13 protein-coding genes are annotated in these 14,694 nt (G+C 48.2%); 10 read left to right on the top strand and 3 right to left on the bottom strand.

Translation table 11 applies throughout. From position 1 onward, the window contains the following. The first annotated feature begins 182 nt into the window (after positions 1 to 182). The 4 genes from D1627_RS12115 (at position 183) to D1627_RS12100 (ending at position 4,169) form a co-directional block, all read left to right on the top strand. Positions 183 to 1,448, top strand: a complete 1,266-nt coding sequence (locus tag D1627_RS12115) for a M16 family metallopeptidase (RefSeq protein ID WP_119432488.1) — start codon at positions 183 to 185, stop codon at positions 1,446 to 1,448. A 228-nt stretch (positions 1,449 to 1,676) separates the two neighbouring features. Further along, complete coding sequence (locus D1627_RS12110; protein WP_119432487.1) at positions 1,677 to 2,126, top strand: MarR family winged helix-turn-helix transcriptional regulator; 450 nt, start codon at positions 1,677 to 1,679, stop codon at positions 2,124 to 2,126. Between the two features lie 45 nt (positions 2,127 to 2,171). Further along, on the top strand, positions 2,172 to 2,996 hold the full coding sequence (locus tag D1627_RS12105) for an aldo/keto reductase (RefSeq protein WP_119432486.1): 825 nt from the start codon (positions 2,172 to 2,174) through the stop codon (positions 2,994 to 2,996). Positions 2,997 to 3,071: 75 nt separating this feature from the next. Then, positions 3,072 to 4,169 (top strand): alkene reductase, encoded by a 1,098-nt coding sequence (locus tag D1627_RS12100; RefSeq protein ID WP_119432558.1) that lies wholly within the window; start codon positions 3,072 to 3,074, stop codon positions 4,167 to 4,169. A gap of 85 nt (positions 4,170 to 4,254) precedes the next feature. Here D1627_RS12100 and D1627_RS12095 read toward each other — a convergent pair whose 3' ends face one another. Then, positions 4,255 to 5,664 (bottom strand): T9SS type A sorting domain-containing protein, encoded by a 1,410-nt coding sequence (locus D1627_RS12095; protein ID WP_158607182.1) that lies wholly within the window; start codon positions 5,662 to 5,664, stop codon positions 4,255 to 4,257. Positions 5,665 to 5,973: 309 nt separating this feature from the next. Between D1627_RS12095 and ispF the strand changes: the two genes are divergently transcribed. The 3 genes from ispF (at position 5,974) to D1627_RS12080 (ending at position 9,693) form a co-directional block, all read left to right on the top strand. Further along, positions 5,974 to 6,459, top strand: a complete 486-nt coding sequence (gene ispF, locus D1627_RS12090) for a 2-C-methyl-D-erythritol 2,4-cyclodiphosphate synthase (RefSeq protein ID WP_119432484.1) — start codon at positions 5,974 to 5,976, stop codon at positions 6,457 to 6,459. 58 nt (positions 6,460 to 6,517) lie between these two features. Beyond that, complete coding sequence (locus D1627_RS12085) at positions 6,518 to 8,059, top strand: M28 family peptidase (RefSeq protein ID WP_119432483.1); 1,542 nt, start codon at positions 6,518 to 6,520, stop codon at positions 8,057 to 8,059. Between the two features lie 260 nt (positions 8,060 to 8,319). After that, positions 8,320 to 9,693: a LutB/LldF family L-lactate oxidation iron-sulfur protein gene (locus D1627_RS12080; protein WP_119432482.1), complete on the top strand. Its 1,374-nt coding sequence runs from the start codon at positions 8,320 to 8,322 to the stop codon at positions 9,691 to 9,693. Positions 9,694 to 10,020: 327 nt separating this feature from the next. On the opposite strand, the gene D1627_RS12075 is transcribed toward D1627_RS12080, so the two are convergent. Continuing rightward, entirely contained in the window at positions 10,021 to 11,226 is a 1,206-nt protein-coding gene (locus tag D1627_RS12075) for an NADH-quinone oxidoreductase subunit D (RefSeq protein WP_119432481.1), read from the bottom strand. A gap of 221 nt (positions 11,227 to 11,447) precedes the next feature. Between D1627_RS12075 and D1627_RS12070 the strand changes: the two genes are divergently transcribed. From D1627_RS12070 to D1627_RS12060, 3 genes are all read left to right on the top strand, one after another. Continuing rightward, on the top strand, positions 11,448 to 12,356 hold the full coding sequence (locus D1627_RS12070) for an MrcB family domain-containing protein (RefSeq protein WP_119432480.1): 909 nt from the start codon (positions 11,448 to 11,450) through the stop codon (positions 12,354 to 12,356). Between the two features lie 189 nt (positions 12,357 to 12,545). Continuing rightward, positions 12,546 to 12,734: a hypothetical protein gene (locus D1627_RS12065; RefSeq protein ID WP_119432479.1), complete on the top strand. Its 189-nt coding sequence runs from the start codon at positions 12,546 to 12,548 to the stop codon at positions 12,732 to 12,734. Then, complete coding sequence (locus tag D1627_RS12060; protein ID WP_119432478.1) at positions 12,735 to 13,529, top strand: SPFH domain-containing protein; 795 nt, start codon at positions 12,735 to 12,737, stop codon at positions 13,527 to 13,529. A gap of 556 nt (positions 13,530 to 14,085) precedes the next feature. Here the strand turns inward: D1627_RS12060 and D1627_RS12055 are convergent. Then, a complete protein-coding gene (locus D1627_RS12055) occupies positions 14,086 to 14,685 on the bottom strand; it encodes an NADH-quinone oxidoreductase subunit C (protein ID WP_119432477.1) in 600 nt (199 codons plus the stop codon). Between the last annotated feature and the right edge of the window lie 9 nt (positions 14,686 to 14,694).

Here is a 14,694-nt window from a genome sequence, read left to right as displayed (position 1 = left end):
TGCTTCGTTCAACTTTGGACACAAGTATCAAGGCACACGGCTCAAGACTCATCTTGACGTGCAAAAAGTACAGAAATACCGGAAAGGTTGCAAGTTTAGGCTTCAGCGGTAAAGGCTAAAGCATCTTGCGTTACTCAAAGTATGCATCTTGATACTTGTGGCCTGTGTCGCTCAAAAAAAATATGATAGACTTTAAAGAATTTACCCTGGATAACGGTTTGCGCGTGATTGTGCACGAGGACCATACATCGCCAATGGCGGTGCTGAACGTACTGTATGACGTAGGCTCCCGAGACGAGGAGGAAGCCCACACTGGGTTTGCCCACCTTTTTGAGCACCTGATGTTCAGTGGATCCATTAACATACACAGCTACGATGAGCCGCTGCAGCGCGTAGGCGGCGAGAATAATGCCTTCACCAGCCCCGACATCACCAATTACTACCTGTCAGTGCCTGCGCAGAACATAGAAACCGGATTCTGGCTGGAATCGGACCGCATGCTGGAACTGCTCTTTAACGAGAATGGCCTTGAAGTGCAGCGCAAAGTGGTGGTGGAGGAGTTTAAGCAGAATTACCTGAACCAACCTTATGGCGATGTATGGCTTAAGCTGCGCCCGCTGGCATACAAGGAGCACTCCTATAAATGGGCAACTATTGGTAAGGAGATCGCCCACATAGAGGAGGCCACCATGGACATTGTGAAAGCCTTTTTCAAGAAACACTACTCGCCGAGCAACGCCATCCTTGTGGTGGCTGGCAACGTAACTTTCGAGCATGCCAAGGAGCTTTCCGAGAAGTGGTTTGGACCGATACCAGCCGGCAACAAGTATGAGCGCCAGCTAAAGCAGGAGCCGCGCCAAACCGAGGCCCGCACGCTAGAGGTTACAGCCGATGTGCCGCTCAGCGCCATTTACAAAGCCTACCACATGCCCGGCCGTCAGCACCCGGATTACCATGCCGTAGACCTGATCAGCGATATACTTGGCCGTGGCAAATCCAGCCGATTGTATGAGCGCCTGGTAAAGGAGCAGAAACTGTTCAACTCCATCACGGCCTCCGTATCGGGCAACATCGAGCCGGGGCTTTTGATCATACAGGGCAAGCTGAACGAGGGCGTGGACATGCAACAGGCAAACGCCGCCATCGAGGCAATTGTGCAGGAGCTGATAGACCAGCGCGTGGATGAGGAAGAGCTGAACAAGGTTAAGAACCAGGCCGAAACAAGCATTGTGTTCTCAGAGATTGAGCTACTGAACCGCGCCATGAACCTGGCCTACAGCAAGCTGCTCGGCGATGCAAACTTAATTAATCAGGAGGGTGAAAAAGTGCAGGCTGTAACGCCCGACGATATCCAGCGTTGCGCCAAAGAAGTGCTGCGCCTGACGAACTGCTCTACCCTGCTTTACAAAGCCGAGAAAAAGGAAAAGCCGGTTGAGGCCGAAGTATAAAAGTAATCCGCGCAAAAGTTATAGGAAGGCTGCCATATGTGGTGGCCTTCCTTGTTAAAAGAGTTGCTGGTTGGCTTGTATGGCGCAAGCAAGCATCTAGCGTTTGCACTTAATGGATAGAATGAAAAAGGTACAGTTACCGCTTATATGCTCTCCAGCAAAACATTACACCAACAAATTTTGTATATACAAATATCTTCCTTAACTTTGTAATCAGAAAGGAAAACTATGCGCATAGAAGACGAAATACATCAGAAGGAGTTTAAAGATGACTACCGTCGTTTACTGGCCAACCTGTTGTTCACCAACAACTGGGTAAACCAGCAGCTGATGCCGTTTTTTAAAGAGCTTGGCCTTACGCTGCAGCAACACAACGTGTTGGCTATCTTGCGTGGGCAGCACCCTGAGCCTGTGTGCTTCGGCGATATACAGGGCCGCATGGTAGACCGCAACTCCAACGTGACACGCCTTATCGACAAATTGATTGAGAAAGGCTTCGTTACCCGCGACATCTGCCAGAGCAACCGCCGCATGATTGAGGTGCGCATTACCCCTAACGGTCTGAAAAAGCTCCAGGAGGTGGATGCTAAATTCCCGGTACTGTTTGAGAGTTTTCATAACCTCACCCGCGAAGAAGCCGTTCTGGTAAGTAACTTACTCGACAAATTACGCGGGTAAGTTTTTTTTGAACTTATACTTGTATAAACAAATGATGTACATACTATGAAAACAAAGGAAATAAACATAAAAGGGGCCACCATTCCGGCTCTTGGCTTCGGGACATTCCAACTGGAAAACGACACAGCCGAGACAATGGTAAAGGCCGCGCTTGATGCCGGTTACCGCCACATCGACACAGCACAGATATATAAAAACGAGGAAGGCGTTGGCCGTGCCATTGCCGCATCAGATGTTCCACGTGAAGAAATCTTCCTGACTACCAAAGTATGGTTTGAGAAGCTGGATAAAGGCCAGTTTTTGCCATCGGTGGAGGAAAGCCTTAAAAAGCTGCAAACTGATTATGTTGACCTGCTGCTGATACACTGGCCAAACCCGGATGTGCCAGTAGAAGAATACATCGGCGAGCTGATGAAGGCGCAGGAAAAAGGCTATGCCAAGCATATCGGGGTAAGCAACCATACTACTGCCCTGCTCGACAAGGTACTAGCAACCGGCGCCAAGATCATCACAAACCAGGTAGAATACCACCCTTTCATAAATCAGGATACTCTACACAGCTACCTTGCCCAAAACGACATTACGCTGACGGCTTACAGCCCAATTGCACAAGGCAAAGTAATGGGTAACGATACGCTTAAAAGCATTGGTGAGAAGTATGGCAAGAACGAGGCACAGGTAACACTACGCTGGATGATGCAGCAGGACGGTGTACTCGCCATCCCGAGAAGCTCCAAAGAAGAGCACATGAAGGCAAACCTCAATATTTTCGATTTTGAGTTAACAGCGGACGAAATGCGGCAGGTTACTGCCCTGAAGCAGGACGATGGCCGCATCATCAGACCGCCCTTTGCCCCAGACTGGGATTAATCTGAATGAGTGAGTATCAAGTATGAGCACTCAACTCTACTTAGCAATTTAAAAATCAATAAAACAGCTATTAACATGCAACCGCTTTTAAAACCTATAAAATTACATGACCTGGAACTGAAGAACCGGGTTGTTATGGCTCCCATGACGCGCAGCCGCGCAACAGATGCCGGAAACGTGCCTAACGATATTATGGCGACATACTATCGCCAGCGCGCCAGCGCTGGCCTTATCATTTCAGAAGGATCGCAGATCTCGGAGCAGGCCGTAGGTTATATAAACACACCAGGCATTTACAGCGCCGAGCAAGTAGAAGGCTGGAAGAAGACTACCAGAGCCGTGCACGAGGAAGGGGGCAAAATTTTTCTGCAGCTATGGCACGTAGGCCGCATGTCGCACCCCGACTTCCATAACGGAGAGTTGCCAGTGGCTCCATCAGCCATTAACCCGAACGACAAGTCGTTTACGCCGCAGGGCTTTAAGGAGACTGAAACACCACGCGAGCTTACTGTTCCGGAGATCAAGCAGATTGTGCAGGACTTCAAAAACGCTGCTAAAAATGCTATGGAAGCTGGTTTTGACGGCGTAGAAGTACATTCATCTAATGGCTACCTGCTGCACCAATTCTTTTCGTCGTCTTCTAACATCCGCACCGATGAGTACGGAGGCTCGATTGAGAACAGAGCACGCATACTTTTCGAAGTGTTGGATGCAATTAAGGAGGTAATGCCGCTCGAGAAAGTGGGCATACGCCTGAACCCAAGCCTGCATGGCATTTTCGGCATGACGCTGAATGAAGACACCATCCCAACTTTCGATTACATTGTTGAGAGCGTAAACAAGTATAACCTGGCATACCTGCACCTGTCAGAGCCATTTACTGATGTAAGTAACCTGCCGCATGCAGAGCCAAACATTGCGCAGCGCTACCGCCCAATGTATAAAGGCAACCTGATTATTAACGGTGGTTTTACCCAGGAGAGCGGCAATAAGGTTATTGAAGAAGGCCATGCCGACATGGTGGCCTATGGCGTGCCGTTTATTGCAAACCCTGACCTGCCAGAGCGTTTTGAGCAAAACGCGGCACTGCAGCAACCTGATAAAGATAAATTTTATACTCCTGGCACTGAGGGCTATATCGATTACCCTTCCCTTTCGGAAGTAGAGGCCTAAGCCTGAGGTGCCTTTACATATATATGCAAAGGGCCGGCTGCACATGCAGCCGGCCCTTATTTTTTTAAACCATGCCCTTTTGTAGCTACTGTATAACCAGCTTAGTGCTTTCTCGGCTTCCGTTAGCTTGGCATACTATTAGGTAGATGCCTTTAGGTAGGTTTTGCACCGGAAGTATAGTTCTAACAGTTCCGGGCTCAGCTTTAAGTGCTAGCATCTTTTCTCCTGCCAGGTTCCATACTTCAATGTTTCCGCCTGTAGCGGCATGTTGCAGTATTACTTCTGATGCCGACCCTGACACAGGGTTCGGGTAAACGAGGTTTTCCGCTGCCCGCTCCTGTAGCGTTACGGCTATTATCTTGCTATATTCAAAAGTATCATCTAGGTCTACTTGCTTTAACCTATAGTATGTTACTTCGCTAGTGGCTGGTGTATACTTAAAAGTATAGACAAGGCTAACGTTGGAGTTACCAGCCGCATTTACTTTGCCTATAGTTGCAAACTGCCTGCCATCCGTGCTGGCCATTATCTCAAAGTGGCTGCTATTTTTTTCAGAAGCGGTGCTCCAGCTTAACTGTACTTGCTCCTGCAGCTGCTTGGCAGTAAAACTTGTTAAGGTAACTGGCAGAGGCACGATATCGCCGTAAGGGCTTTGCTCGTAAAAAGCGTTGGCATTGTACGCCACAAATGCCAGATCACTATTACCATTCAAGTGGATCACAAAAGTGCGTACCTGAGAGATATTATCTTTTGTTAAGCCGAAGTCTGCAAAGTCAGCAGCCCATAAACGCAGGTCTCGCTCTGTTTTAGTGTAGCCTGCCCCTAAGGCCATAGGAGTTTTGCTTGCCTCATAAAAGTCGGCAGTCCATTTGCCCACAGTCGAAATATTCGTAAACGCAATATTTACGCGGCCCCCCACAAGATTACCATCTTTATCCAAAAATTCGTAAGAATCTACTGAGTTAGATGGGTCAGCAATTTGTGTAACCAAAATATCCGGCACATCATCCCCGATAGCTGCTGGAAGTATGTTTTTGGCGTCATATACCAAGTCTCCTTTAGGCATATTAGCTACGCCGGTGCCCAAGTCAAGGCCATTCAGGCCATCGCTTAAATATTTTGAAATCGAATTTGTTGGTGCAGGATTGCTTGCTCCATTTGCCACACCGTCATAGCTGGCTCCGAGTGCAATTTTAGTGTTACTAGTAGCAGTTACTGCTTCATTGCTAAAAAAGTAACCCACATAATACCCTTTTGTAAAAGCAACGCCATTTTTCGTCAGCTTATCATCGTTTGCACCAGTAGAGAACGTTTTGCCCTTATAGGTAAACGCCAACAGGTTATGGCTGTTATCTGGTTTTATACTATTTAAGCTACCTTTAGCGCTTTTCCAGAGTCCACCAAAGTCTGTTATAACTTCAGATACTTCTCTAGCAGACTGGGCTTGTGCCTGAAAACCGGTTAATACTAAGGCTACTATAGTAAACCGGCGCATTTTTGATAGAAAGGGTGCTGCAATCATCATTATTGCGTTAATCGTAATTTAAGTTTGTATATTTCCAATAAATCAGCTGAATTCATATAATTTTTCTTAGATTCAACTAGATCGGCAGCAAATTTATGTAAATGAATTATAATATATAGTTACATTAATATATATTTTTTATTCCTATACTCTGCCAAGAGACAATGATTATACTTTGCCAATGCGGCTTTGAATTAGCTATGCTGTGCAAATTTATGTTATGCATTAAGCGAAGTTTCTGATACATTTACTGTATCTTGAAGTATAACCATCGATTTAATGAAACTTAAAATCAGAACCGGCTTCGGCTACGATGTGCATCAGCTCCAGGAAGGGCTGGACTTTTGGCTGGGCGGCATAAAAGTACCGCATACCCATGGTGCACTGGGCCACTCCGATGCGGATGTGCTGATACACGTTATCTGCGATGCCCTGCTTGGCGCCGCAAACATGCGCGACATCGGCTATCACTTCTCCGACAAAGACCCAAAGTATAAAGGCATAGACTCTAAGATACTTCTGAAAGAAGTAGTGCACTTGCTTGCGCGCGAAGGCTACGAGATCGGCAACATCGACTCTACCATCTGCCTGCAGGAGCCAAAGGTTAACCCACACATACCTGCTATGAAGGCTTGCCTGGCGGAGGTGATGGGCATACCCGAAGAAGACTTATCTATTAAAGCTACCACAACTGAGCACCTTGGTTTTGTTGGCAAAAAAGAGGGCGTGGCCGCTTTTGCAACGGTCCTGATCCAAAAACAGTAAACATCCTGTCTGCATTTATCAAACTAAACTTAATTTAACTAACACCATTCCAAAAACTATGAGAAATAATCTCTATGCATGCTTGCTGCTAGCTGCCATTGGCTACGGTTGCGCCCAAGGCCCAAGCGCCAGCAAACCAACCACCGATGTAGCTAAGCTCAGCGAAGCAGCACCAAAGTATGCCGAAACCATTAAAGCGGCGGACCTCTCGAAGCACCTGCACATTATCGCTTCGGATGAGTATGAAGGCCGTAACACTGGCGACAAAGGCCAGAAAATGGCAGCTGAGTATATTGCGCGTGAGTTCCGTGAGGATGGACTGATGGGCCCTGTAAAGAGCAACAGCGCCAACCCATACTACCAAACCTTTGACCTACAGAAAAGCAGCTGGGGTGAAGGCCACATAACCATTGGCAAGGAGAAATACCTGATGATGCAGGACTTCTTCCCGTACGGTTCTTCTGCTTTCTCTACGGAGCAAGCCGTAGAAGCCGTTTATGTGTCTGATGCCGCCCAGGTACCCAGTGCCAAAGCACAGGGCAAACTGATTGTAACACTGCTGGCAACGCCTGCCGAAATGCAGACGAAGATGCGTGGATTCTCTGCCGCCGCCGAGGAAGCCAAAGCCAAAGGTGTAGTCTACGTTATGGGCGCGGAGCCTTTCCGTATGATGTCGGAGCGTTTTGCACACCGCCTGAAGCAACCGTCTGTTTCTCGCCAGGGAGAAAGCACGCGCGCTGTTAACCTGATTGCCTCCCCTACCGTTGGCGCTGCCCTGCTTGGCACTACTGCCGATAAACTGATGGCCAGCGCCCAGCCAGCATCTTATACACCTGCATCTAAAGTAAGTATACTAACCGAGCGCAGGTCGGAGCCACTTTCTACTGAAAACGTGTTAGGCTACATTGAAGGCACTGATAAGAAAGATGAAGTTGTAGTAATAACTGCACACTACGACCACGTAGGCATAGATGAGTCGCTGGAAGGAGACAAGATCTTTAACGGCGCCAACGATGATGGCTCGGGCACAGTGGCTGTGCTGGAAGTGGCCGAGGCTTTTGCCCAAGCTAAAAAAGATGGCTACGGCCCGCGCCGCAGTATGCTCTTTATGACGGTAACCGGCGAGGAAAAAGGCCTGCTGGGCTCTGAGTACTACTCCGAAAACCCGATCTTCCCGCTGGAGAACACCGTGGCAGACGTTAACATCGATATGATCGGCCGCATGGACTATACGTACGAGAAGACCAACGACAGCAACTACATTTACGTGATCGGGGCTGATAAGCTATCATCTGAGCTGCACAAGATCAACGAGGAGATGAACCAGAAGTATGTCAACCTCAAGCTGGATTATACTTACAACGACGAGAACGACCCGAACCGTTTCTACTACCGCTCAGACCACTACAACTTCGCTAAGAAAGGCATTCCGATCGTATTCTACTTTAACGGCGTGCACGATGATTACCACCAGCCAAGCGACGAGGTAGATAAAATCAACTTTGAGAGCGCTGAGAAAGTAACGCGCCTAGCGTTCCACGTGGCATGGGAGCTTGCTAACCGCGAAAACCGCATTGTGGTAGACAGCAATAAAAAGTAGTTAAAACGTTTAAAAGTTAAAACGTTAGAAAGTGACAAGTATGGCTTTGCAGCTCATAAGCCTGACGGGTTATATGATCAGAGGCATAGAGCAAAAAAGTATACTTTTAGCTTATGATCACTTACAGTTTTACTTTTAACCTTCTAACATTCTAACTTTTCAACTCTAAGAAAAACACCCTACCTTTAAGGGTGTTTTTCTTTTGTAGGGCTTGTGGTAATTGCAGCCTTTGTACCGGAAACACGTAGGGGAGAAACAGCATGAGTAAACTAAGACAGTTTCTGCAAGACGCGGAAACAAAAGCATTCGACCAGGGCCACCGCGCTACCATCAAGTTTAACATCGGCAAGTATAATGCCGCTGTGCAGCGTGGCCTTACCCAATACACCGACCATGAACTAGCCCGTGAGCGCGGCTCGTATATAAAGACCAATACCATCAATAACCTGGACAAGTACCTGATGGAGTTTGAGGCCAACTTTACCGCCCGCGGCGGCAAGGTGATCTGGGCCCGCGACGCACAGGAGGCTTTAAGGGAGATTGGTGAGATCATGAAGCGCAAGCGCGCCCGCTCCGTCGTGAAATCTAAATCCATGATCACGGAGGAGATTCACCTTAACGAGTTCCTGGAGAAAAACGGCATCGAAACCGTAGAAACCGACCTGGGCGAGTACATTGTGCAGCTGGCAGAGCAGCGGCCTTACCACATCGTAACACCGGCCATGCACATGTCTAAAAAAGACATTGCCGACCTGTTTGTGCGCAAGCTGGGCATTAAGCCAACCGATAATGCGGAGGAACTGGTAGGCGTGGCCCGCAAGCTGCTGCGCGAGAAGTATACTTCAGCAGAGGTGGGCATTACTGGCGGCAACTTCCTAATAGCGGATGTAGGAGGTGTGGCTGTAACCGAGAATGAGGGCAACGCCCGACTTTCCACTACTTTCCCGAAAACGCACATCGCTATTGTGGGCATCGAAAAGATGATTCCGTCTATTATGGACCTGGAATTATTTTGGCCACTTTTGAGCACCAGCGGTACCGGCCAGAACGTAACCGTTTATAACACGATTTTTACCGGCCCGCGCCAGCCAAAAGAAAAAGATGGCCCGGAAGAGATGTATGTGGTATTGCTGGATAACGGCCGTACCGACCTACTGGCCCTTCCCGAAAAGCGCGAGGCACTGAACTGCATCCGTTGCGGTGCCTGCCTTAACATTTGCCCGGTTTACAAAAACATCGGCGGCCATACCTACGAAACAACTTACAGCGGCCCTATTGGCTCAGTTATTTCGCCGCATTATAACGGCATGGCCGAGCATAAACACTTGAGCTTTGCCAGTTCGTTGTGTGGCGCTTGTACTTCGGTATGCCCGGTAAAGATCAACATACACAATCTGCTGCTGCTTAATCGTAAACAAAGTGTAGACCAAGGCATGGCCGACGGACAGGAAACTACTGCTTTTAAATTCTGGCTGAAAGCCATGAAGAGCCGCACGTTGCTAAATCTTGCCCCATCAGCTGCGAAAAACTTTGTGCTGAAGTATGTTTTAAAAGACACTTGGAGCAAACGCCGCGAGCCGCTGCACGTCCCTAAAAAATCGTTTAACCAGCTCTGGAAAGAGCAACGCGGATAAGTATAAAGCCTGCTGATGAAGCAGGCTTTTTTTATTGGGCAGGGTTTTCTTCAGCATACTTTGTTTATTCCTGGCGCGAGTCTCCAGGCTCGTACCATACAAATGATCTGAAGTCCCCGACTTCATTGAGGCCGGAGGCATGAGGCTAAGTTCTGGAAACAGTTAGCCGCGCCTTCCACAATAGATCAGATTAACGCTGAGAAGACGCATTTAACGTTTACTGTCATTCTGCATGAAGCTTTTATAAGTGAAGGCCAAGCCTATACTTAGCTGCAAAAAGATCCTTACAGGATGGCCAAGAAGGTGAGCAAACCCTATAACTGAGCCTTATCTATCCACCTCGCCTAACACAATATCAACAGAGCCTACAATGGCAATAAGATCAGCCACCATGCAGCCACGACTAATATCTGACAGCACAGAAAGATTTACAAAGCTTGGCGCACGGCCTTTTACACGGAAAGGCACATCGCTTTTATCGGTGGTGCGGAAATAATAGCCAAGTTCGCCGCGCGGAGTCTCGCCTCTAAAGTATAACTCCTGGCTGCCGGTCATGCGTATTTTCTTGGGGCAGGCTGCCTGCGGGTCGAAATCAGGAGTGCGTTTATGGTCGCCGGTAAGCTGGTCGAGGCATTGGCTGATAATCTTGACAGACTCACGGCACTCCAGGGCACGCACGTAGTTGCGGTCCCAGCAATCGCCGGTGGTGCCGGCAAGCCCCTTCCCTATTGGCACCTCAAAATCCAGCTCGGGGTAAACGCTGTAGCCGTCCACGCGGCGCAGATCATACTTTAGCCCAGAGCCACGCAGCATGGGGCCGGAGCAGCCATAGTTAATAGCCACATCCAGTGGCAGCACACCCACGTTGGCGGTTCTATCTATAAAGATCTTATTGCTCAGAAGTATGGTATCCAGTTCGTCGAGCTTGGGTTGCAGGTAGTCTATAAACTCGCGGCAGCGCTCCTCAAAACCAATGGGCAGATCATAGTATAAACCGCCCACCCAAATATAGTTATACAGCATGCGCGCGCCGCAGACCCATTCCAGCAGGCGCTGTATGTGCTCCCTATCGCGGAGCAGCCACAGAAAAGGCGTAAAGGCCCCAATGTCGATAGCATAGGTACCAATGGCCACAAAGTGCGAGGCGATGCGATTTAACTCTGTTACCAGCACGCGTATGTACTCCACGCGCTTCGGAATCTGGTCGGTAATACCCAGCAACTTCTCCACGCCCATTGCCCACACATGCTCCGAGTTCATGGCGGCCAGGTAGTCCATGCGGTCTACATAGGGGATGGTCTGGTTATAGGCCATACTCTCGGCATGCTTCTCGAAGCAGCGGTGCAGGTAGCCGATGTGCGGCACCACCTCCTGTATTATCTCGCCATCGGTGACCACCTCCAGGCGCAGTACGCCGTGCGTGCTCGGGTGCTGCGGCCCCATGTTCACAATCATCTCGCCGGCCTTCAGCGCATCCTGGCTAAACTTGTTCGGCTCCGACTGCAGCAGGTAGTTTTTGTAGATGGTAGACACGGGCAAGTTAGAGAGTTAAAGAGTTAGAAAGTTAGAGCGTTGGCTCTTCTGCAAAGTTCGGAAAAAAGGGGGATTTGTGCAGGGGTTTGTTGAAACAAGTAGTTAGAACAATTATATGTAATTACATAATAACATGAATATATATTATATTTACATACATGATACTATTTACGTTGAATGTAAATAACGATTGGTATATACCCCTAACCCGCTAAGACATAATGGAAAAATTACTAAGAGAGCCGATCGAAAATTATCTTAAACAAAAGCGCCTAAGCTTTGCAGGCAATCCACTAGCTGACCAACTCAGACATGAATTCCCACAACTTATAAGCCAAGTTTTGTCTGACCAAACTCGGTACAAAGTTGTAGGTTCTCCTGGCAAAGGTAACTGGACAGATTGCCCTTGGATTGCAATTTTTGACACCTTAGTAACTGATACTGCACAGTCAGGATATTACCCAGTATTTTTATTTAAGGCTGACATGTCAGGAGTGTACTTATCATTAAATCAAGGTGTAACGGAAGTAAAAGACAATTACAGAAGAGAAGCAAGAAATGTCTTGAAACTTAGAGCAGAAGACTATAGAGCAAAGCTAGATATTGATACTAATGACCTTCTTGAAATAAACCTCAGCTCAAAGAATTCGAACGCAAGGCTTTATGAAGCAGGAAATATAATTGCGCGGTATTACCCAGCTGATAACTTACCTAATGAGACTGAACTAATCGGAGATATCTTGCACTTCCTCCACCTATATGAAGAACTTAATTTTAATGATACACATATTAACGAGAATATAGGATTAACAGCTATAGAAAAGAAGCAGTATCGACTTCACTTTAGAATAGAACGCAATTCTAGAATATCAAAAAAAGTGAAAGAATGTAAGGGTTATATATGTGAGGCATGCGAGTTTGACTTCACATCTAAGTATGGGATCTTAGGCTGTAACTTCATAGAAGCACACCACTTGACTCCTATTTCCAATCTAGGCATTGGACAATACCAAATTAACATCAAAATAGATTTTGCTGTACTCTGTAGCAACTGCCACAGTATGATACATAGGCTTAATGATCCAAGCAATATTGCTCAACTTAGGCAAATCATTAAAGCAACAAAATAAGAGGTGTGCTTTAAGAGGTTGTGCTAGTGCGAGTTTGTAGCTCGTACTTCCTCTTTAGCTATATAACAACAGCACGAGCTGCAAGCTCGCGCCAGCCAGCGAAGACTCCACAAATTCAGTTAGGCAATTGCTACATACAGGCTCAAAATTCCACAGAATTCATTATATTGCCTTTATAATATACTTCCTATGAAATTCGGCTACATCCTTCTGCTCGGCCTGCTGCTGCTGATCGATATACTCACTTTTACAGAAATTGCCTCGCTGGTGCGCCAGCCTTCTGACCTGAAGGTGGCTATTGGCCTGGGCCTGCTGGTAGTGCTGGTCGTAGCCAACTTCTTCGTTATCCGCTATTCCATCAACAGACTTAAAGCCTAAATGAACAGACAGATCTTTACCTGGAGCATCAGCTTTATCCTGATACTCGTTTTCTCTATTACCGCCATGAAATCCTGCACACGTATTGATGCAGGCCACGAGGGCATACTTGTAAAACTCTACGGCACCGACAAGGGCGTGCAGGACGTGAGCCTGGTTACCGGCCGCGTGTGGTACAACCCGTTTACTGAGGAGGTGTTTCAGTTCCCGACCTTTGTGCAGACGATAGATTACCCGGCTTTTACCGTGAACGCCAAAGACGGCTCGGTGTTTACCGTAGACCCAACCATGTCGTTCAGGGTGATTCCCGGCGAGAGCCCGCGTATTTTTGCCAAGTACCGCAAGGATATTGAGCTGATAACCGAGACAACGCTGTTTAACTACACCCGCGATGCCTTCCGCATTCAGTTTAACAAGTATAGCACCGACAGCATCATCTCGAACCGACAGAGCTTTGAGGATAAAGTACAGCTGGCGCTGGACGAGGCCCTGCGCCGCGAAGGCTTTGAACTGGAGCAAATGACCAGCGGCCTGCAGTATCCGGATGAAATTGTACGTGCCGTAAACCTGAAAAATCGCGCCGTGCAGCAAGCCCTGCAGGTAGAGAACGAACTGAAAGTAGCAGAAGCCCAGGCCCGCAAGAAAATAGTAGAAGCCGAGGCAGAAGCCAAAGCCAACGAATTGCGCCAGCGCACGCTCACGCCCCTGCTCATTCAGCAGCAGTTCATCGAGAAATGGGATGGCCGCACCCCGCTCTATGGCAACTCGCCCACTTTCTTCAAGAACGTACAGTAACGCTATTGCCAAGGTTAAAACGAAAAAGCCGCCGGAAGTATAACCGGCGGCTTTTTCGTTTTAGCATTCTCCCCTAAAAGCAAGCAAGAGTTTTATAGCCCAAGGTATTACAAGGACAGGTCGCGACCTGTACCTACGATGCGGCTCCGGTTGCATGAGCGGCAGCCAACTGAATGTGCGGCGCTCGAAAGGCAGCCGTAGTAGAGCAGTTTCAGTTGCATGAACAACAGCTATCTGAATGATCCCAGTTTTTCCGTGAGGGGCCGGGGCCCTCTATTCGAGAGTTTCCGGTGACGAGCGCGAGCGAGGCAGCCCGAGGCACGAGGGCAGGAAAGGAAAGCAGCCCCGAGTGGGAAAACGAGCCCCCGCGGGCTAGAGCGCACCAAAGCAAGAAGAAAAACGATAGGTAATTAAGACTGAGGGGAAACAGTAGACAGAAAGTATAGCACAAGATAAATACGCGGATTAGGAAATTCGCAGCAGACACGCTCCGGACAAAGATGTCCAGGACTCCCAATATAAATTAGCTAGCAACGAGTGCCTTAAAGTATAAACCCTACTCCGGCTTCTCCCTCATATCCGGAAACTGCTCATTCTCTCTTTTAATGATCAATTGCGGCTCGCCTTTAAAACCGTTTAACTCATTATGCTGGTCGAAGGGGACTTTGATGCCGTGGTAATAATCCTGATGCACGTAATCTTTACGGAGCGGGTGGCCCTCCCAGTCAGCAGCGCAAAGGATGCGGCGCATATCCGGGTGGTCTTTAAAGTAGATGCCATACATATCGAACACCTCGCGCTCGTGCCAATCGGCGGAGCGCCAGATGTGGCTGACGGTAGGCACCTGCGGCATGGCTTGCTCAGGGGTGTTATTGCGCGGCACCTGCACTTTCAGCGTAAGGTGGTCGTCGTAAGGAATAGAGTATAAGGTATAAACTACCTCCATCGTGCCGGCATCCGGGCCGTTATCTATACCTGTTAGGCAAGATAGGAAATCGAAGTATGTTTGCGGGTTATCGTGCAGCTCCAGGCAGATGTCCGATAGGCGCTCGGGTTGCACCAGCAGATACGGCTGCAGGCCATCGGGTTTGGCCTCAAGTATAACTTCTGCGCCAAAGGTATTAAGTATAAACTGCTGTAGCTCCGCGAAAGTCATAGTTTTGAA

This window comes from Pontibacter oryzae (assembly GCF_003576375.1).
Classification (GTDB): domain Bacteria; phylum Bacteroidota; class Bacteroidia; order Cytophagales; family Hymenobacteraceae; genus Pontibacter; species Pontibacter oryzae.
The sequence above is the reverse complement of the archived record's forward strand: the minus strand, read 5'-3'. Positions and strand labels throughout refer to the sequence as shown.